This window comes from Arthrobacter humicola (assembly GCF_022803015.1).
Taxonomy (GTDB): domain Bacteria; phylum Actinomycetota; class Actinomycetes; order Actinomycetales; family Micrococcaceae; genus Arthrobacter; species Arthrobacter humicola_A.
In genome coordinates this window covers 226,388-243,712 of record NZ_JAFKON010000007.1, presented here as the reverse complement: position 1 = coordinate 243,712, position 17,325 = coordinate 226,388, and the positions used below count along the sequence as shown (strand labels likewise).

General features: G+C 68.9%; 16 protein-coding genes. 7 read left to right on the top strand and 9 right to left on the bottom strand.

All coding sequences use genetic code 11. The annotated features are described in order from the left end of the window. Position 1: 1 nt before the first annotated feature. From nadC to ARTB_RS15185, 4 genes are read right to left on the bottom strand one after another with little or no spacing between them, the layout of a single operon-like run. Positions 2 to 928 carry a carboxylating nicotinate-nucleotide diphosphorylase gene (nadC, locus tag ARTB_RS15200; protein ID WP_243181329.1) on the bottom strand — a complete coding sequence of 309 codons (927 nt, stop codon included), beginning with the start codon at positions 926 to 928 and terminating at the stop codon, positions 2 to 4. A 35-nt stretch (positions 929 to 963) separates the two neighbouring features. Then, positions 964 to 2,817: an L-aspartate oxidase gene (locus tag ARTB_RS15195; protein WP_243181293.1), complete on the bottom strand. Its 1,854-nt coding sequence runs from the start codon at positions 2,815 to 2,817 to the stop codon at positions 964 to 966. Then, entirely contained in the window at positions 2,814 to 4,121 is a 1,308-nt protein-coding gene (nadA, locus tag ARTB_RS15190) for a quinolinate synthase NadA (protein ID WP_243181292.1), read from the bottom strand. Before nadA ends, ARTB_RS15195 begins: the two co-directional genes overlap by 4 nt. Further along, complete coding sequence (locus ARTB_RS15185) at positions 4,118 to 4,834, bottom strand: NUDIX hydrolase (protein WP_028277523.1); 717 nt, start codon at positions 4,832 to 4,834, stop codon at positions 4,118 to 4,120. Before ARTB_RS15185 ends, nadA begins: the two co-directional genes overlap by 4 nt. Before the next feature lie 217 nt (positions 4,835 to 5,051). Between ARTB_RS15185 and ARTB_RS15180 the strand changes: the two genes are divergently transcribed. Continuing rightward, a complete protein-coding gene (locus ARTB_RS15180; RefSeq protein ID WP_243181291.1) occupies positions 5,052 to 5,696 on the top strand; it encodes a maleylpyruvate isomerase N-terminal domain-containing protein in 645 nt (214 codons plus the stop codon). Here ARTB_RS15180 and ARTB_RS15175 read toward each other — a convergent pair. Continuing rightward, positions 5,693 to 6,169, bottom strand: coding sequence for an Lrp/AsnC family transcriptional regulator (locus tag ARTB_RS15175; protein ID WP_243181290.1), 477 nt, complete (start codon positions 6,167 to 6,169; stop codon positions 5,693 to 5,695). The two genes, ARTB_RS15180 and ARTB_RS15175, sit on opposite strands and share 4 nt — an antisense overlap. 183 nt (positions 6,170 to 6,352) lie before the next feature. Between ARTB_RS15175 and ARTB_RS15170 the strand changes: the two genes are divergently transcribed. The 5 genes from ARTB_RS15170 (at position 6,353) to ARTB_RS15150 (ending at position 11,168) form a co-directional block, all read left to right on the top strand. Continuing rightward, positions 6,353 to 7,783: an amino acid permease gene (locus tag ARTB_RS15170; protein ID WP_243181289.1), complete on the top strand. Its 1,431-nt coding sequence runs from the start codon at positions 6,353 to 6,355 to the stop codon at positions 7,781 to 7,783. 106 nt (positions 7,784 to 7,889) lie between these two features. Further along, on the top strand, positions 7,890 to 8,927 hold the full coding sequence (locus ARTB_RS15165; protein ID WP_243181288.1) for a thiamine pyrophosphate-dependent enzyme: 1,038 nt from the start codon (positions 7,890 to 7,892) through the stop codon (positions 8,925 to 8,927). Positions 8,928 to 9,030: 103 nt separating this feature from the next. Continuing rightward, positions 9,031 to 10,014, top strand: coding sequence for an alpha-ketoacid dehydrogenase subunit beta (locus ARTB_RS15160; protein ID WP_243181328.1), 984 nt, complete (start codon positions 9,031 to 9,033; stop codon positions 10,012 to 10,014). Continuing rightward, positions 10,007 to 10,336, top strand: coding sequence for a biotin/lipoyl-containing protein (locus ARTB_RS15155; RefSeq protein ID WP_018775751.1), 330 nt, complete (start codon positions 10,007 to 10,009; stop codon positions 10,334 to 10,336). The genes ARTB_RS15160 and ARTB_RS15155 overlap by 8 nt, the downstream gene beginning before the upstream one ends. Before the next feature lie 4 nt (positions 10,337 to 10,340). Beyond that, a complete protein-coding gene (locus tag ARTB_RS15150; protein ID WP_243181287.1) occupies positions 10,341 to 11,168 on the top strand; it encodes an alpha/beta fold hydrolase in 828 nt (275 codons plus the stop codon). A 139-nt stretch (positions 11,169 to 11,307) separates the two neighbouring features. On the opposite strand, the gene ARTB_RS15145 is transcribed toward ARTB_RS15150, so the two are convergent. The 3 genes from ARTB_RS15145 to ARTB_RS15135 all read right to left on the bottom strand — a co-directional run bounded on the left by ARTB_RS15145 (position 11,308) and on the right by ARTB_RS15135 (position 14,870). Continuing rightward, entirely contained in the window at positions 11,308 to 12,663 is a 1,356-nt protein-coding gene (locus ARTB_RS15145) for an MFS transporter (protein WP_243181286.1), read from the bottom strand. Between the two features lie 160 nt (positions 12,664 to 12,823). Further along, positions 12,824 to 14,278, bottom strand: coding sequence for a 4-hydroxyphenylacetate 3-monooxygenase, oxygenase component (gene hpaB, locus ARTB_RS15140; protein ID WP_243181285.1), 1,455 nt, complete (start codon positions 14,276 to 14,278; stop codon positions 12,824 to 12,826). A 55-nt stretch (positions 14,279 to 14,333) separates the two neighbouring features. Further along, positions 14,334 to 14,870: a flavin reductase family protein gene (locus ARTB_RS15135; protein ID WP_243181284.1), complete on the bottom strand. Its 537-nt coding sequence runs from the start codon at positions 14,868 to 14,870 to the stop codon at positions 14,334 to 14,336. A 200-nt stretch (positions 14,871 to 15,070) separates the two neighbouring features. Between ARTB_RS15135 and ARTB_RS15130 the strand changes: the two genes are divergently transcribed. Continuing rightward, complete coding sequence (locus ARTB_RS15130) at positions 15,071 to 15,787, top strand: IclR family transcriptional regulator (protein WP_243181283.1); 717 nt, start codon at positions 15,071 to 15,073, stop codon at positions 15,785 to 15,787. A gap of 39 nt (positions 15,788 to 15,826) precedes the next feature. Here ARTB_RS15130 and ARTB_RS15125 read toward each other — a convergent pair whose 3' ends face one another. After that, positions 15,827 to 17,251 carry an MFS transporter gene (locus ARTB_RS15125; protein ID WP_279294328.1) on the bottom strand — a complete coding sequence of 475 codons (1,425 nt, stop codon included), beginning with the start codon at positions 17,249 to 17,251 and terminating at the stop codon, positions 15,827 to 15,829. Positions 17,252 to 17,325: the final 74 nt, after the last annotated feature.

Genomic DNA, 17,325 nt, shown 5'->3' with positions numbered 1-17,325 from the left:
CTCAGCCGGCCGCCGGACCGGCGCCGGAGTCGACGGCCGGCTCGACGTCAAGCTCAATGTCCAGGCCGAGGTCCAGGGCCGTGACACTGTGCGTCAGGGCGCCGATCGAGATGACGTCAACCCCGGTGGCCGCGATGTCCGCCACGGTGGAGAGGTTGACGTTGCCGCTGGCCTCGACGCGGGCCCGGCCGCCCACCAGTCCGACGCCGGCCGCGAGCTCGGCCAGGGAGAAGTTGTCCAGCATGATGGTGTCCACCCCGGCGGCAAGGACGGGCTTGATCTGCTCCATGGTGTCCACCTCCACTTCGAAGTGTGTTGTGTGGCCGAGCTGCGCCTTGGCGCCAAGGAGCACTGCGGTCAGCTTCGCCGGGTCGCCGCCGGTGAGGACGGCCAGGTGGTTGTCCTTGGCCAGGACGGCGTCGGAGAGGCTGAAGCGGTGGTTGGCGCCGCCGCCGCAGCGGACGGCGTAGCGTTCGAGCACCCGCAGCCCCGGCGTCGTCTTGCGGGTATCGGTGATCCGGGCCCGGGTGCCGGCCACGAGCGCCACGAACTCGGCCGTTTTGGTGGCGATGGCGCTCATCCGCTGGACCAGGTTCAGTGCGACGCGTTCGGCCAGCAGCACGGCGCGGGCGTTCCCGGTCACGCGGGCCAGGGCGGTTCCGGCAGCGAAGGCCTCGCCGTCGTTGACCAGCAGTTCGACGACGGCGCCCGGGTCGGTCAGCCGCATCGCCGCGGCGAAGACCTCCCCGCCGCTCAGCACGCCGGGAACCCGGGCGTTGAGAACCGCCGTCGCCCGCGCCTGCGCGGGGATGAGCACCTGCGAGGTGATGTCCCCGGACGGGGCGTCCTCCTGCAGCGCCGTGCGGAGGACGGCGAGGACGGCGGCCTCGGGCAGGCTCCCGGCGAGGGCCGCGGCGCGGGAGGGCAGGGTTTCCGGGGCAGCGGTGGCGTGGGCAGTGGTGGTCACGAGGAAATCCTTTGCATGGAATGGGTGAGGGCTGAGGCGTCGTCCGTGTCCGCCCGGTAGTGGGCTCCGACGGACTGCGTGCGGTTCAGGGCAGCCGCCACAAGGAGGCGGCCCGCGAGGAGCAGGTTCCGGTCCTCATGGGCATCCTGGCAGAGCCAGTCACTGTGGCCGGCATCGGGAGCGGTCTCAGAATGGACAACGTCGTCCCAGGCCGCAAGCACGGTCTCCGCCTCCCGCAGTTGCTCCCCGCTGCGCATTACCCCGGCGTCCGCCGTCATCAACCGCCGAAGAGCGTCGCGCGAGAAAACCCCGTACGCGGATACCGACTTCACAAAATCTTCGGACACGCTCGCTAAAGTGTCCTCCCCTGACGTGAAGTCGTGCGACGGCGCTGCGGAAGCGTGCGTCAAGGGGAGGCCGCCCGCGGCCGTGGGCCCACACGATCCGGGTTCCCTGACCGAGCTTGCGAGGCTAGGGGGATCGTGGGGAGCACGCGGAGCAGTGGTGTCGTGCGACGGGTCGGCGCGCAGGAAGTCCTCGACGGCGCGGCGGCCGAACACCAGGCCCTCCAGCAGCGAGTTGCTCGCCAGCCGGTTGGCCCCCTGCGCCCCGGTGCGGGCGACCTCGCCGGCGGCGTACAGGCCGGGAACGGACGTGCGGCCCCGCAGGTCGGTGCACACGCCGCCCATCCAGTAGTGCGCGGCCGGGGAGACGGGGACCGTTTCTGTGGTCCAGTCGTAGCCGGCGGCGAGGGTGGCCGCCGTGATGGTCGGGAACCGCCGGGCCAGGAAGCCCGCGCCCCGCGCTGCCTCGATGCCGCGGGCGTCCAGGTAGACCGGGCTGTCCGGCGCGGCCCCGGTGGCGGCCAGGTGCAGGGCGATGCTGCGGGAGACGACGTCGCGGGGGGCCAGTTCGGCGTCGGGGTGGTAGTCGGGCATGAAGCGGTATCCCGCGGAGTCCAGCAGCACCGCGCCCTCGCCGCGGACCGCTTCGGAGATGAGCAGGGCCGGCGGCCCGCCTGGAATCTCCTCGGCGGCAAGGGTGGTGGGGTGGAACTGGAAGAACTCGAGGTCCCGCACCGAGGCGCCGGCACGCCAGGCCAGGGCCAGGCCGTCGGCGGTGGCGACGCCGGGGTTGCTGGTGCGGGCAAAGAGCCGGCCCGCCCCGCCGGTAGTGAGCAGGACGGCGTCGGCCGCCAGTTCCTGGGGCCGTCCGCCGGCCAGGTAGGCCACTCCGGTGACCCGGGCCGGCGTCGGGGGCATGCTGCCGCGCTGTGACAGTTCGTCCGGCAGCGCTTCGGCCAGGTCGTCCGGTCCGGTCAGGAGTCCGGTGACGAACGCGCTGGTCTCCACCCGGAGCCGGCCGTGGCCGGCGCGGTCCAGGACGGCGCGTTCGAGGACGGCGGCGACGAGCCCGCGGGCGATGCAGGCGCCCGTCGCGTCCCCGCCGGCGTGCAGGATGCGGGGCGCCGAGTGTGCCGCTTCAAGGCCCAGGGCCGGTCCGCCGTCGGGAGCTGTGTCGAAATGCACGCCGTAGCGGCCCAGTCCGGCGATGTCCCGGACGGCCTCTGTACACAGGACCCGGACTGCCTCGGGGTCGTTGAGCCCGGCCCCGGCGGCGAGCGTGTCCGCGATGTGCGCTGCCACGGAGTCACCGGGGGCGGCATCCTCCGGGGCCAGCACGGCCGAGATGCCGCCCTGGGCGTAGAACGTGTTGCTTTGCTCCAGCGTCCCCTTGCTCAGGAGGACCACCTCGATGTCACGGCCGCCGGTGGCGGCGTCGTCGGTGGCGAGCAGCGCGGCGTAGAGCCCCGCAATCCCGCTGCCGACGATCACGAGCCGCCTGGTCACGGCCGCGCCGCCAGCATGCGCTCCAGGGCCACCTTGGCCGGGGCGGCCACGTCCTCGTCCACGGTGATGCGGTTCAGCACCTCGCCGCGGACGAGCGCTTCCAGGACCCAGGCGAGGTAGCCGGGGTGGATGCGGTACATCGTGGAGCAGGGGCAGATCACCGGGTCCAGGCAGAAGATGGTGTGCTGCGGGTATTCCGCGGCGAGCCGGTTCACCATGTTGATTTCGGTGCCGATCGCGAACGTGGTGGGTTCCGTGGCCGCGGCGATGGCCTTCTTGATGAAGTCGGTGGACCCGGCGGAATCGGCGGCATCCACCACCTCCATGGGGCATTCCGGGTGCACGATCACCTGCACGCCGGGGAACTCGGCGCGGGCCTTTTCGATCTGGCCCACGTTGAAGCGTTTGTGGACCGAGCAGAAGCCGTGCCAGAGGATTACCCGGGAATCGAGCAGGGCCTGTTCGTCGTTGCCGCCGAGGTCCTTGCGCGGGTTCCACATCGGCATCTGCTCCAGCGGCACCCCCATGGCCTTGGCGGTGTTGCGGCCCAGGTGCTGGTCGGGGAAGAACAGCACGCGCTGGCCGCGTTCGAAGGCCCATTCCAGCACCGTCGCGGCGTTCGAGGAGGTGCAGACGATCCCGCCGCGCTCGCCGCAGAAGCCCTTGAGGGCCGCGGAGGAGTTCATGTAGGTGACCGGGATGACCGGGACCCGGCCCTCGGCGTCGGGCTCGGTGCCGAAGACCTCCTCAAGCTGTTCCCAGCACTCGGTGACCGAGTCGATGTCCGCCATGTCGGCCATGGAGCAGCCTGCGGCCAGGTTGGGCAGGATCACGGCCTGGTCGGGGCGGGACAGGATGTCCGCCGTCTCGGCCATGAAGTGCACGCCGCAGAAGACGATGGCCTCCGCGTCGGGCCGGGTCAGGGCGGCGTTGGCGAGCTGGAACGAGTCGCCCACGAAGTCGGCGTATTCGATCACTTCGTCGCGCTGGTAGAAGTGCCCCAGCACGACGGCGCGGTCCCCCAGTGCCGCTTTGGCGGCGCGGATCCGGGCGTCGAGTTCGGCGTCGGAAGCGAGCTTGTATTCTTCCGGGAGCTGGCCCTGCCGGGGAGTGGAGGCCGGTGCGACGTCGGTGGAGGAGGCACCCGGCCCGTAGGCGGGCACGCCGGCGAGGGCCTCGGCGAGGTCGTAGTCCCAGGGCCCGCGGGCCAGCGCGGGGCTGCAGGTGGAGGCGGCCGCGCCCTGTGCCATGGTGGTGGCCTGCTCGCGCGTGATCAGCTGGATAGCCGTGTTGACGCTGCTCATGGTGTGCTCCTGTTGTCTGGGTCGAGGCCTGGGCGGCCGGTGAAGCGGTAGAGGCGGGGCGGGCGGTGCTTGCCGCCCTGCAGATAATGGTCGGTTTCTTCGATTTCCGGTGTGGCCTTGACCTGCCGGCGGAAGTTGGCGGGATCGAGTTCGCGGTCCAGGACGGCCTCGTAGACCTCCCGGACCTGGGCGAGGGTGAAGTACTCGCCCAGCAGGTGGTAGGCGATGGATCCGTAGGCCATCTTGTTGCGCAGCCGCCACAGCGCGTAGTCGACGATCGAGTTGTGGTCGAAGGCCAGCTCGTCCAGCCTGTCGGCGCGGAACCAGCGCACGTTCTCCGATTCGTCGGCCAGCGCGGCCTCCGTGGGCTGGACGAGTGCCCAGTACACGATCGAGACGACGCGCTGGGTGGGCGAGCGGTGCAGCCCGCCAAAGGCGTAGAGCTGTTCGAGGTAGTTCGGGGCCAGCCCGGTGGTCTCGCGCAGGTTCCGCGAGGCGGCGTCCTGGAGTGACTCGGAGTGCGTGAGCGGGCCGCCCGGCAGCGCCCAGAGGCCCTTGAACGGTTCGCGGATCCGGCGCACCAGCGGAATCCACAGCGTGGGCCGGCCGGACCGCTCGCTGGGACGCAGCGCAAAGATCACCGTGGAGATGGCCAGCGACGGCGGCGCGGTCTGGCGCTCCGAGACGTTGGCTGCTGTGGTGTAAACGGTGATCTACCCGCCCTCTGAGGTTCCGGGCGGGTCCGCGATGGACTGCCCGGCTGGATCCGGCCCGACCGCCGGATTAGTTATAGTCACATTGACTAGAACTAATGATACGGCCGCGCCGCCCGGGCGCAAAATGTTTCAGGTCACACGGGCCGGACCGGGTTGTCGCCGGCGCACGGACGGGGCTTGTCCGCGGGTGCCGGCACCGGTATTAATCGAGGCTATGGACTCAGAAGATATGGACCCGGAGGGTACGGACGCAGAGGCCGTCAGGGCCCGATACGCGGGGGCGGCCCAGGCATTCATGGAGCTCGCCGGGCAGGTACCGCACCAGGCGTGGTCGCGGCCGGCACTGGGCGAATGGGATGTCCTGTCGCTGACCGGCCACACGAGCCGTGCCCTGACAACCGTGGAAACCTACCTCGCGACCCCGGCCGCCGGGGCACGCGTGCCGGGTCCAGTGGAATACTTCCTGGCCGTCCGGGGCGCCACCTCGCCCGCCGCGATTGCGCAGCGGGGCAGGGAAACCGGGGAGGCGCTGGGCGAGGACCCTGCCGCTGCCGTGCGGGAGCTTGTCCAACGCGTCACGGCCCTCGTCAGGAACACGCAGGACGATGCCCTGGTGGCCACCCCTGCCGGAGCAATGACGCTCATCGACTACCTGCCGACCCGGACCTTCGAGCTGGCCGTGCACACCCTGGATCTGGCGCGCGCCCTGGGCCTGCCGCCGCCCGCCACCTTGGCCCCGGCGGTCGCGGCCTCCCTGGAGCTCGCCGGAGCCATCGGCTCCCGACTGCCGTCCGCCGGTGATTTGCTGCTCTTGCTCACCGGCCGGACCGGCCTGCCCGAAAACCTGAGTGTCCTCTAGCCCGTGCCGGCGGCCGCGGTTTCCAGCAGCGGCAGGGTGCGGCCCTGGAAGTGCGTATTGAGCACGATCACGGAGGACGAGCGCAGGACCGATCGGGTGGCGATCATGGCATCGAGGACGCGCTGGAGGTCCGAATTGGAGCGGGCGGCTATCCGGGCCATGAGGTCCGAGCTCCCGGAGACGGTATGGATCTCGATCAGCTCGGGAATCCGCGCCAGGGCCTCCACGACGGCGTCGTGCCCGAGGTCCTGGTTGATCGTGAGGGAGCAGAAAGCCACGACGGGGTAGCCGAAATGCGCCGGATCGGGCTGGGGCACCCATGAGCCAATCACGCCGGCGTCCTGCATCCGGTCCAGGCGCGACTGCACCGTGGCGCGGGCAACCTTCAGTACCCGGGAGGCCTCCAGGACCGAGGCCCGGGGGGAATCCGTGAAAAATCGGACAATCTTTGCATCAAGCGGATCAACGTCCACTGATTCTTCCTTCCCAAGCGGGACCGGGCCGGACAAACAGCCACCGATGCCCCGATTCAGTTAGCAAACTGCCACCATGCTCTCACGGCGGAGGCGCCCCGGCGGCCGGGGGCCGGCCCCAAATCCGGTAAATTCAATAGGTCCCATAAGGACGAAAAGATCCAAACCACACGAAGGTTCGCCATGACGATGAAGTCCACCGCGACGCTACCCACCGCGGTTCCCGCCCCGAGCCTGGGGCACAGCATGAAACCACGCCAGCTGACAATGATGGGACTGGGCAGCGCGATCGGCGCCGGCCTGTTCCTCGGCTCGGGAGCCGGAATCCAGGCGGCGGGACCGGCCGTGCTGATCTCCTACCTCGTCGCCGGAACCCTGATCATCCTGGTGATGTGGGCGCTCGGGGAGATGGCCGCGGCCAATCCCAACAGCGGCGCCTTCTCCGTGTACACGCAAAAGGCCATGGGCAAGACCGCGGGCGCCACCGTCGGCTGGCTCTGGTGGCTGCAGCTCGTGGTGGTCATCGCCGCCGAGGCCCTCGGTGCGGCCGGGCTCCTGTTCACGGTGTGGCCGGTGATCCCCGTCTGGGCACTGTCCCTGATCTTCATGGCCCTGTTCACCGCCATCAACCTGGCGGGCGTGAAGAACTTCGGCGAGTTCGAATTCTGGTTCGCCATCCTCAAAGTGGCTGCCATCGTGATATTCCTGGCCACCGGCGGGGCCCTGCTGCTGGGCTTGCTGCCGGACGTCCCGTCCCCCGGCCTCAGCAACTTCACGTCCGGCTTCGCCCCGGCCGGCCTGGGCGGCATCGCAACCGCACTCTTCGTCGTCATCTTCGCCTTCGGCGGCACCGAGATTGTCAGCGTGGCCGCGGCCGAAACGGAAAACCCGGAGCGCAGCGTCGCCCAGGCGATCCGCACCGTCGTCTGGCGGATCCTCGTGTTCTACATCGGCTCGGTATTCGTCATCGCGGCCGTCCTTCCCTCGACTTCCGCGGCCCTGAAGTCCCCCTTCGCCGCCGTCCTCGACGTCGCCCGGATCCCCGGCGCCGGCGCCGCGATCACCCTGGTCGCCGTCATCGCGCTGCTCTCCGCCCTGAACGCCAACCTCTACGGCGCGTCCCGCATGGTGTACTCGCTCTCTGAGCGCGGCGAAGCCCCCAAGTTCCTCTCCAAGCTCAACACGGCCCGGGTCCCGGTCGTGGCGGTGAGCGTCTCCGTGGCCTTCGGCTTCCTGGCCGCCGTCCTGGAACTGCTCTTCCCGGACCAGATCCTGCCGGCGCTGTTCCAGCTGGTCGGTTCCACCTGCCTCGTGGTGTGGGGCTCGGCCCTGGTGTCCCAGCTGATCCTGCGCCGCCGGGCTGACCGCGACGGCACTGCGCTGCCGCTGCGGATGAAGGGCTTCCCGGGGCTGACGATCTTCGGGCTCGTGCTCCTGGCTCTGATCTTCGCCGTCGGCTTCAGCAGCCCGGAGAGCAGCAAGCAGCTGGTCAGCACCCTGGTACTGGTGGCCGGCATCGCCGTGGCGTGCTGGACCGGCGCCCGGATCACCCGGAACCGCAACGCCGCCGCCGCCGGCGCGAAAGCCGACCAGGCGGAACAGCCCAGCCGCTAGACAAATTGCCAAGCTCACCGGCGCGGGGGGCGGCATAAGTGTGCAGTCTGGGCACCCCAGCCTAGGCTGATTGCCCACCCCGCCGCCGGTGACTAGGGTCACAGGCATGGACACACTTCTCCCCGTGGCTTCCGGCAGCGCTGCCGGGCCGCTCACAGCCGATGAACTCCGCGAGCTCTATTCGCTCATGGTGGCCGTCCGGCACCTCGACACCTCGGCCATCGCCTGGCAGCGGCAGGGCATCATCCCCGGCTACGCCCCCGAACTCGGCCAGGAAGCTGCCCAGGTGGGCAGCGGCTACGCCGTGGACACCACCCGGGACTTCGCCTTCCCCACCTACCGCGAAATGGGCGTTGCCCGGACCATGGGCGTGGACATGGTGGCCTACATGTCCACCCACAAGGCCACGTGGCACGGCGGCCTCTACAACCCGATGGAATCCCGGCTGGCCCCGATCCAGGCGGTCGTCGCCGGCTCCGTCCTGCACGCCGTCGGCTGGGCCCACGGCCAGACGCTGGACAAAAAGGACGGCGTCGCCCTGACCTACTTCGGCGACGGCGCCTCCTCGCAGGGCGACGTGCACGAGGCGATGAACTTCGCCGCCGTGATGAAGGCGCCCGTGGTGTTCTTCGTCCAGAACAACGGCTGGGCCATCTCGGTCCCCACCGAACGGCAGGTGGCCGGCGGCTCCGTCGCGGCCCGCGCCGCGGGTTACGGCATGCCGGCGCTGAAGATCGACGGCGATGACGTCGTCGCGGTCCTCGAAGCGACCCGCCGCGCCTTTGCGCATGCCCGTTCCGGCAACGGCCCGGTGCTCATCGAGGCCATGACCTACCGCCGCGGCCCGCACTCCACGTCCGATGATCCGGGCCGCTACCGCTCCCTCGACGAGGAACGCGACGGCGCAGGCACCGACCCGCTCGAGCGGCTCCGGCAGCGGCTGCTGGCCGATGGAATTGCCGACGAGGCGTTCTTCGCCGAGGCGCTGGCCGCGGCCAAGGTCGAAGAGGAGCAGATCCGTACCGGCATCCAGGCCCTGGGCTCCCGGCCCGGGACCGAAATGTTTGACCTGGTCTTCCAGGAAACCACCCCTGCCCTGCAGGCCCAGGCCGCCAACTGGCGCGAGGAGTCCGAACATGTCTAACTCGATTCTCGAAAGCGAAAGTGCCAGCGGCAACAACACTGCCGACAACACTGCCGGCGACACGATCACCAACCCGGCCGGAAGCGAGCCCGCCACCACGGTGATGTCGATGCAGCAAGCACTCAACCGCGCCCTCGACGAGGTCCTCGCGGAGAACCCCAAAGCCGTCATCTTCGGCGAGGACTGCGGCCGGCTCGGCGGCGTCTTCCGCATCACCGACGGGCTGCAGGCCAGGCACGGTGCGCAGCGCGTCTTTGACACCCCGCTGGCGGAATCCGGCATCCTGGGCATGTCCGTGGGCCTGGCGATGGCCGGGTTCCACCCCATTCCCGAGGTCCAGTTCGACGGCTTCGCCTACCCGGCCATCAACCAGATGGTCTGCCAGATCGCCCGGATGAACTACCGCAGCCGGGGCACCATGCCGATGCCCATCACCCTGCGGGTGCCCAGCTTCGGCGGCATCCGCGCCCCCGAACACCACGGCGAAAGCCTGGAGGCGCTCTTCGCCCACGTACCGGGCCTGAAGGTGGTCTCGCCGTCGAACCCGCATGAGGCCTACCACCTGCTCAAGTACGCCGCCACGCGGCCGGACCCGGTGATCTTCATGGAGCCCAAGTCGCGGTACTGGCAGAAGGGTGAGGTGGACGCCGCCCGGCACGATGCAGGCGGCGGCTCCACCACCGGTGCCAAGGTGATGCGCGAAGGCCGCCACCTCACGCTGATCGCCTGGGGCGCCATGGTGGCCCGCTGCCTGCAGGTGGCGGAGCTCGCGGCCGAGGACGGGATCGACATCGAGGTCCTGGACCTGCGCTGGCTCAAGCCGATCGACGCCGAGGCCCTCGCCGCCTCCGTGCGCAAGACGCGCCGCGCCGTCGTCGTCCACGAGGCGCCGCTGACCTCCGGCCTCGGCGCCGAAGTGGCGCAGCTGATCACGCAAAGCTGTTTCGACACCCTCAGGGCGCCGGTGGAGCGCATCACCGGCTTCGACGTCCCGTACCCTTCGGGCGACCTGGAAGATGAATACATCCCGAACATTGACCGGATCCTCTTCGGCATCCAGCGAGTATTGGAGTACAAACGTGGCTGAAATTTCTTTCCCGCTCCCGGATCTCGGCGAGGGCCTGATCGAGGCCACCGTGCTGGAATGGCTGGTTTCCCCGGGCGAGCAGGTGGAGCGCAACCAGCCGCTCGTGGAGGTCGAAACCACCAAGTCGGCCGTTGAATTGCCCAGCCCGCAGGCAGGTAAGGTAGTGCGTATCTACGGCGGGCCCGGCGACAAGATCAATGTCGGCGAGCCCCTGATTGTGTTTGAGGTGCCGGACAACACCGCCGGCATCGTGGGCACGGTCCCGAAGGAAGAGGCACCTAAGCGCCGGGTCCGCCTGAGCGCCGTACTTGATGAGGACTGAGAGCATGAGCGGCAGACACACCGGTGAACAGCATTCGCACACCGTTGAGGGCACCGACCCCCAGCTGTACGTGCAGGTGCATGAGCCCCAGAACGACGCCGGGCTCCGTCCCGTCCTGCTGCTGCACGGCTTCTCCTCCTCCTCCAAGCTCAACTGGGAAGACAGCGGCTGGCTCACTGCGCTCCTGGAAGCCGGCCGGCGCGTCATCACCGTGGATCTGCCCGGCCACGGCCGCAGCGGCGCCCCGGAGGACATGGACTCCTACTCCCCCAGCCGGATCCGTGCGGACCTGCTGCAGATAGTGTTCGACGCCGGCGCGCGGCCGCTGCGCGACGGGGACCCGTCCAGCGGGCTCGACGTGATCGGCTATTCGCTGGGGTCCCGCCTCGCCTGGGAGTTCGGGGCCACACAGCACGAGCTGGTGCACCGGCTGGTCCTGGGCGGCCCGAACGTCGCCGATCCCCTGGCGGACTTCGACCTGATCGCCGCGCAGCGGTACCTGGCCGACGGCACGCCGATCGCGGACGAGTCGACCGCTGGGCTGCTGAAGATGGCCATGCTGCTGCCCAGCAACAACATCTTCGCGCTGCTGTCCCTGGTCGAGGCAATCAAGACCGAGCCGTACGACCCCGCCGAAGCGGTCCCCCACATGCCGATGCTCCTCGTGGCGGGGGAAAACGACGACCGGGCCGCCACCATGCCGGAGCTCGCCGCCCTGGGCGCCAAGGCCGGCGGCCTGGTCGAACAGCTCGTGCTGCCGGGCCGCAACCACACCAACGCCATCACCAGCCGCGCCTTCAAGCAGGGCGCCATCAGCTTCCTGGGCGTCTAAACCCACCGTACAAAAAGCAACGCGGGGTCACTTACGGCCCATCCGAATGATCTGGATGGGCGCGCAGTGACCCCGCGTTGCTCTTTAACCCAGAGGGGCACGGACCTTGCGGTCCGCGCCCCTCGTGCTTGCCTGGTTGCTAGTGCTTTGCGGCTTCGGCCGGCGCGTGGTGCGCGACGCCGAGCGGGCGGCCCCTCGTTTCCCCGGTCAGCAGGACGCCGACGGCGGAGATGACGCAGAGGATCATGATGTAGATGCCGATGGAGCCGGTCCAGTGGGTGCCCTGCAGGAGGACTTCCGCGATGGTGGCCGCGAACGCGCCGCCGAGGATCGCACCGAAGGCGTAGCCGATCGAGATGCCCGAGTAGCGCACCTCCGGCGGGAACATCTCGGCGTACATGGCGGACATGGGGCCGTAGGACAGGCCCAGGCCGACCGTGAGGACGAACAGCGCGACGCCGTAGAGCAGGATGTTCTTGGTGTCGATCAGGGCGAACATCGGGATCATCCAGGCAAAGACAATGCCGTAGCCGATCAGGAAGGTCTTGACGCGGCCGATCTTGTCCGAGAGCCAGCCGCCGACCAGGGTGAAGATCAGCCAGCCGAAGGAGGCCAGCGTCGTGGCGAGCAGGATCTGCGGGGTGGGCATCTTCAGCGTCTTGGTGGCGTAGGAGATGAAGAAGGCAATCAGCAGGTAGCCTGCGGCGTTGTTGCCGATGAAGATCATCGTCGAGTAGAGGACGGCCTTCTTGTGCTTGCGGAGCAGCTCGCCCAGGGGCGCCTTGCTTTCTTCCTTGCGGTCCTGCATCTCCTTGAAGACGGGGCTCTCGGCGACCGCCCGGCGGATCAGGTAGCCGACGATGATCAGCACGATGGAGAGCAGGAACGGCACACGCCAGCCCCAGGACGCGAAGTCTTCCTTGGACATGGAGGTGTTGAGGAAGTACAGCAGGCCGGTGGCGAGGATCATGCCGACCGGAACGCCGATCTGCGGGTAGGCGCCGAACAGGCCGCGCTTGCTCTTCGGAGCGTGCTCCACGGCCATCAGGGCAGCGCCGCCCCATTCGCCACCGGCGGAGAAGCCCTGGATGACGCGGAGCAGGATCAGGAGGATCGGGGCCCAGACGCCGATCTGCGCGTAGGTGGGCAGCATGCCGATCAGGGCCGTGGCAGCGCCCATCATGATCAGGGTGAAGACCAGCATGGCCTTGCGGCCGAGGCGGTCGCCGAGGTGGCCGGCGACGATCGCGCCGAGCGGGCGGAAGAGGAAGCTGATGCCGATCAGGGCGAAGGACAGGATCTGCGCCAGGCCCGGGTTGGAGTCGTTCAGCGGGGCCAGGAACAACGGCGAGAGCAGCGTTGCTGTCAGCTGGGCAAAAATGAAGAAGTCGTACCACTCGATGGTGGTGCCGACCAGGGTCCCGGCGAGGACCTTGCGTTCCTCGTGTTTGCTGCTGGGACCCGCCTCAGAATCTACGGATGAAGTTACGGTCATTGGAACTCCGTTGCTGGGGGCAGAGGTACTGCCCGGGGTGGGTGCGAAGTGGATAACTGATGCCTCGTGAATTACTGATCGAACGGTCAGTTAGTATCCTGAATACTACTATGAAAGATGTGATAAGGCACACATATTCCCGGAAAGTGTCTTCCGCGGGTCAGTCGGTGCGGTTGAGCAGCTCGCGGACCCTGGCCCGGACCGGCCCGCGGTCGTAGGTGTTGACCAGGGCGCCGGCCATGCGGACGGGGTCTCCGAAGAAGAAGTACTCGTAGAGCGACTGGCGCCCGGAGAACCCGGAGATCGAGGCATCGAAGGCCAGTTTGAACAGCCGGACCCGCTCGGGGCCGGTCAGGGTCTTGCCCTGCAGGTACAGTTCGATGTCCTCCCGGGCCTCGCTGTTGACGTCCGCCTCCCCCGGCAGGGCCATGAGGCCCGACGCCGAGAACTTCCGGATGATCTGCGGGAAGCGCTGGGCGATCTTCGGGTACCAGTTGCGGGCGGCGTTCAGGGTGGACCACTTCGGCAGCATGACGCCGGCGTCGTTGAGTCCGGCGTCGGCCTCGGACGCGCGGACCAGAGCCTTGCCGATTTCGACGTCGATAATCAGCTCTGCGATGTCCTCCTGGATGTGCTGGAATCCGTCGATGCCGATCGATTCGGCCAGTTCCGATGCCAGGCCCAGGTAGAACTCGCTCTTGGCGATCGTGCGGGTGACCACCTGGTGGGTCATGAGCGCGCCGGCCCCGGTCTCGGTGTAGAAACTGTTGCACAGCTGCGGGTGGCCCAGCATGAAGATGCGCTCGTTGGGCACGAAGACGTGGTCAAAAACCGCGACGGCGTCCATTTCCTCATAGCGCGAGGCCAGCGGCTCGTCGTGGGTGCTGCCGCCGTTGTACAGCGAGGTGCGGCAGAGGTAGCGCAGGCCAGGGGCGTCGTTGGGGATGGCGAACGCGTACGAGTAGGGGGCGTCCTCCGGGGTGCCCCGCAGGACCGTGGACGGAAACACGAGCAGTTCGTCGGCGATCGGGGCGATGGTGGCGAGCATGCGCGCGCCCTGGATGACGATCCCGTCCCCGCGCTCCTCCACGATCCGGGCCGAGAGCTGGCCGCCGAGCTGTTCCGAACCGGAAACGGACCGGTTGACCTGCGGCGGGATGAGGGTGTGGGTGGCGAGCACGTCGTTTTCCCGGGCCCACTCGTAGTAGTTGCGGATGTTCTCGCCGAACTTCGGATCCGCCTGCGCGAACCACTTCCCCGCCGTGCCCAGCGCGGTCAGCGCGGAGTTCATATAGTCCCCGGAGCGGCCAAGGAAGCCGTTGGAGGACTCGGCCCAGGTGGAGATGGCGCGGCGCCGCCGCTGGAGGTCCTCGATGGTCTTTGGCACCAGGAAGGAGGCACTGACCAGGTCCCCCGTGCTGGGTGAGGCGTAAGTGAGCGCATCCTGGTACTGCGGATCATGCTGCATGTCGAAGAGCCTGGCGTAGGAGCGGGCCACATTGCGGAAGGCCGGGTGCTCGGCGATCTTCTCGCTGACCACCTCGCCGTCGATCACCACATGCGGCGTCATGGCATTGAGCTTGTCCAGGTACTGCCGTCCGGTGCGGATACCCATTGGTCGTCCTCCAGTCGTCGTTGAGCTGAGCTGTGTGAATGGATGTGGCGCGGCGCTAGAGCAGGTCCTCCATGCCCAGCAGGCTTTCCGGAATGGTAGTGAAGGTGCCGTTGGCGAACGCCAGCGCATCGCCGTTGCGGTAGTTGAAGTCCACTACCTCGCCGATGTACAGGGTGTGGTCGCCGCCGTCGTACGCCGCCCAGGGCCTGCATTCGAAATAGGCGAGGACGTTGGACAGCCGCGGCGCGGTGCCCCCCTCCACCCACAGCGGCTCGGGGCCGGGCCGGCCGGCGAAGTGCATGGCCAGGTACCGCTGCTCGGCGCCGAGGATGTTCACGGTGAAGGGCCGGCCGGCGAGTTCGTCGTGGGCCCTGGCGGTACGGGCGATGCTCACCAGGACCAGCGGTGGGTCCATCGAGACCGAGGTGAAGGAGTTCACGGTGATGCCGTGGCGCTTTGTGGCCCCGTCGAAGGTCACGATCGCGACGCCGGTGGCAAACCTGCCGAGGCTGCCCCGGAAGTGGTTGGCCCGCGGGGCTGACAGGGGGCCCTGGGCGCCCCCGGCGTGGCCGCGCGGCGTGGCAATCATCATTGATCCCTTGCGTTCGTTGCGTTTCCCGACCGTGGTGTGGGTGTGCTTTGGATCAGCCGTGTTCTCTAGTCGGGTTCTGCAATTGTGTTCTATAATCGAACAAACAGTTCCCATATAGAACGCTAGCTGACCATGAGCCGGAACACAAGGGTAGCCCGGCGAGCCCGGCGTCCAGTAACCCCGCACCTAGGATGGACCCCATGACCCCGAATGCCGGCACCGCCCAGGCTTCCCCGTCCCAGACGCTGTCCCGCGGTATCAGGGCGCTGGAGATCCTCGCCGAGGCCCAGCAGCCGCTGACCATTGCCGAACTCGCCGACGCCATGGGCGTCCACCGCTCCGTGGCCTACCGGATCCTGCGCACGCTCGAGGACCACTCGCTGCTGGTGCGTGACGACGGCGGCCGTGTCCAGCCCGGCCCGGGCCTCGCGGTCCTGGCCCGCGGGGTCTCCCGGAACCTGCAGACGGCGGCGCTGCCGGAACTGACCCTGCTGGCCAACACCCTGACCATGAGCGCTTTCGTGGCGGTCTGGGACCGGGAGGAGTGCGTGACGCTGGTGACCGTGGATCCGCGGCACAGCGGCGCCGCGGTGGTGCAGCACCCGGGGTCGCGGCACCCCATCAGCGCAGGAGCGCCGGGAATTGCGATCCAGTCAGCCTTCCCGGAGCAGGAGTGGCGGGCCCTGGTCCCGGGCATCCCGTACCGGTCCGAGGCGGCCGAGGCCCGGCACCGCGGCTATGCCGCCAGCCATGATGAAGTGATCCCCGGTGTGTCCTCGATTGCGGTGCCGCTGCGTGTTCCGGGCGGGCGTCCGGCCGCCCTCGCCGTCGTCTATATCCGCGCCGCGCAGGATCCGGACGAGGTCGCCGCGGCCCTGACCGAGGCGGCGCGTCGCATCGAGGCGCAGCTGGGCTGAGCCCGCGCCCCGTCCCGCAGGGCGCTGTCCCGTCGGGGTTTATGCGGCCGCGGCCGTCTTCTTCCCGCGCTGCCGCAGTACGACGGCGGCTGCCGTTCCGAGCAGGAACAGCGCCGTGGCGGCGCACACCGGAACCAGGAAGGCCGTCGAATACCCGAAGTTCTGCGCCAGCTGTCCGGCGATGGAGGATCCAAGCGCGGTGCCGGCCACAATGCCGCTGGCCAGGGCCGTCATGACCGTGCCGAGCTTTCCGGCCGGGGCCACGAGGCCGCCGATCGCGAAGACAGTGACCATGAGCGGACCAACGGGCAGGCCCAGGACCAGCAGTACAAGGACCATGGGCAGCGCCGTCGAGGGCAGCAACAACAGTGATGCGAAGCCGGCCATGAGGGCCGCGCAGGCAATCCAGCGGGTGTTCACCGTGAAGCGCCGGGGCCAGTACGCGACCGAGAGGGCGGCCGCGGCGGAGCTCAGTCCCATGACGGCGTAGAGCAGGCCCGCGAGTTCGGAGGTGGCGAAGCTGGCGGAGAAAGAGCTCAGTGCTGTCTGGGTGGAGCCGAAGAACGTGCCCATGCACACCATCGCCAGCACGGGGAGGGCGACGGCGGCGAAGGTTTTGACGCGCTGGGCTGCCGTGCGGGTTTCCCTGTGGTTGTCCCCAGCCGTAGTGGCCGCCGGGCCGGCCGCGTGTCCTGCGGCCGGACCGGCGGGCCGGCGCTTCGTTGTGCGGACCACCGCAAGGTGCGTGGGGTGGACGGCGAAGACGGGTACGAGGACCACTGTCAGTGCTGCGGCGAGGGCCAGCGGAAGCCACGGCGCGAGCAGGCTGGCGAGGATTCCGACGAGTGCGGGGCCGAGCACGAAGGTGAGCTCGTCCGCGGTGCTCTCATAGGAAAGGGCGGTGTCCAGGTCCGCGGAGTTTCCGGCCGCACGGGTTCCGGAGCCGGACGTCTGGGACGTCAGCGCCATCCAGCGGACGCGGGCCAGCGGACCGACCTGCGGGCAGCTCACCCCGGCCACGAAGGCCGCGGCCAGCACGGGCACCGCGGCGGCAAGGTCGTGGACCCCGGGGATGAGGTAGGCCGTGAGGATCAGGGCAACGATGGCCACGGTGTTGGCGATGGCGGATACGAGCAGGACGCCGCGCTGGCCGAGCCGGTCAGCGAGGACGCCGAGGACGGGGGCACCGAGTGCGGAACCGATGCCGACGGCGCCGGCCGCGGCGCCGCCCACGGCGTACGAGCCTGTGACGGCGGTGACGAGTGTCAGGGCGCCGACTGTCAGCATGGCAAGCGGCAGGCGGGCGAAGAGCCCGAGGGGGATGAAGCTGCGGCCGGCGAGCAACGGCAGCTGCGCGTAGCGGCCGCCCTTTGCGGGCGCCGGGGCAGGCAGAGCGTCGGTCGAAATTGCGGGGGCCTGCTGCGCGTAGGTCGGCGGCAGTGGGGCGTCAAGAGTAGACACCAAAGACGTCGGTGAAGGGTTCATGGTTTCCGGGTTCGCTAAATACTGCGCATCGTCCCTCCTCCCGATGCGCGCGA

What these genes read in the sequence shown, in the direction of transcription:
- nadA (WP_243181292.1), bottom strand. Translation starts at nt 4,121, where the DNA reads ATGAGCAGCGTCAACACGGCTATCCAGCTGATCACGCGCGAGCAGGCC.
- ARTB_RS15180 (WP_243181291.1), top strand. Translation starts at nt 5,052, where the DNA reads ATGGACTCAGAAGATATGGACCCGGAGGGTACGGACGCAGAGGCCGTC.
- ARTB_RS15170 (WP_243181289.1), top strand. Translation starts at nt 6,353, where the DNA reads ATGACGATGAAGTCCACCGCGACGCTACCCACCGCGGTTCCCGCCCCG.
- ARTB_RS15165 (WP_243181288.1), top strand. Translation starts at nt 7,890, where the DNA reads ATGGACACACTTCTCCCCGTGGCTTCCGGCAGCGCTGCCGGGCCGCTC.
- ARTB_RS15160 (WP_243181328.1), top strand. Translation starts at nt 9,031, where the DNA reads ATGTCGATGCAGCAAGCACTCAACCGCGCCCTCGACGAGGTCCTCGCG.
- ARTB_RS15150 (WP_243181287.1), top strand. Translation starts at nt 10,341, where the DNA reads ATGAGCGGCAGACACACCGGTGAACAGCATTCGCACACCGTTGAGGGC.
- ARTB_RS15145 (WP_243181286.1), bottom strand. Translation starts at nt 12,663, where the DNA reads ATGACCGTAACTTCATCCGTAGATTCTGAGGCGGGTCCCAGCAGCAAA.
- hpaB (WP_243181285.1), bottom strand. Translation starts at nt 14,278, where the DNA reads ATGGGTATCCGCACCGGACGGCAGTACCTGGACAAGCTCAATGCCATG.
- ARTB_RS15135 (WP_243181284.1), bottom strand. Translation starts at nt 14,870, where the DNA reads ATGATGATTGCCACGCCGCGCGGCCACGCCGGGGGCGCCCAGGGCCCC.
- ARTB_RS15130 (WP_243181283.1), top strand. Translation starts at nt 15,071, where the DNA reads ATGACCCCGAATGCCGGCACCGCCCAGGCTTCCCCGTCCCAGACGCTG.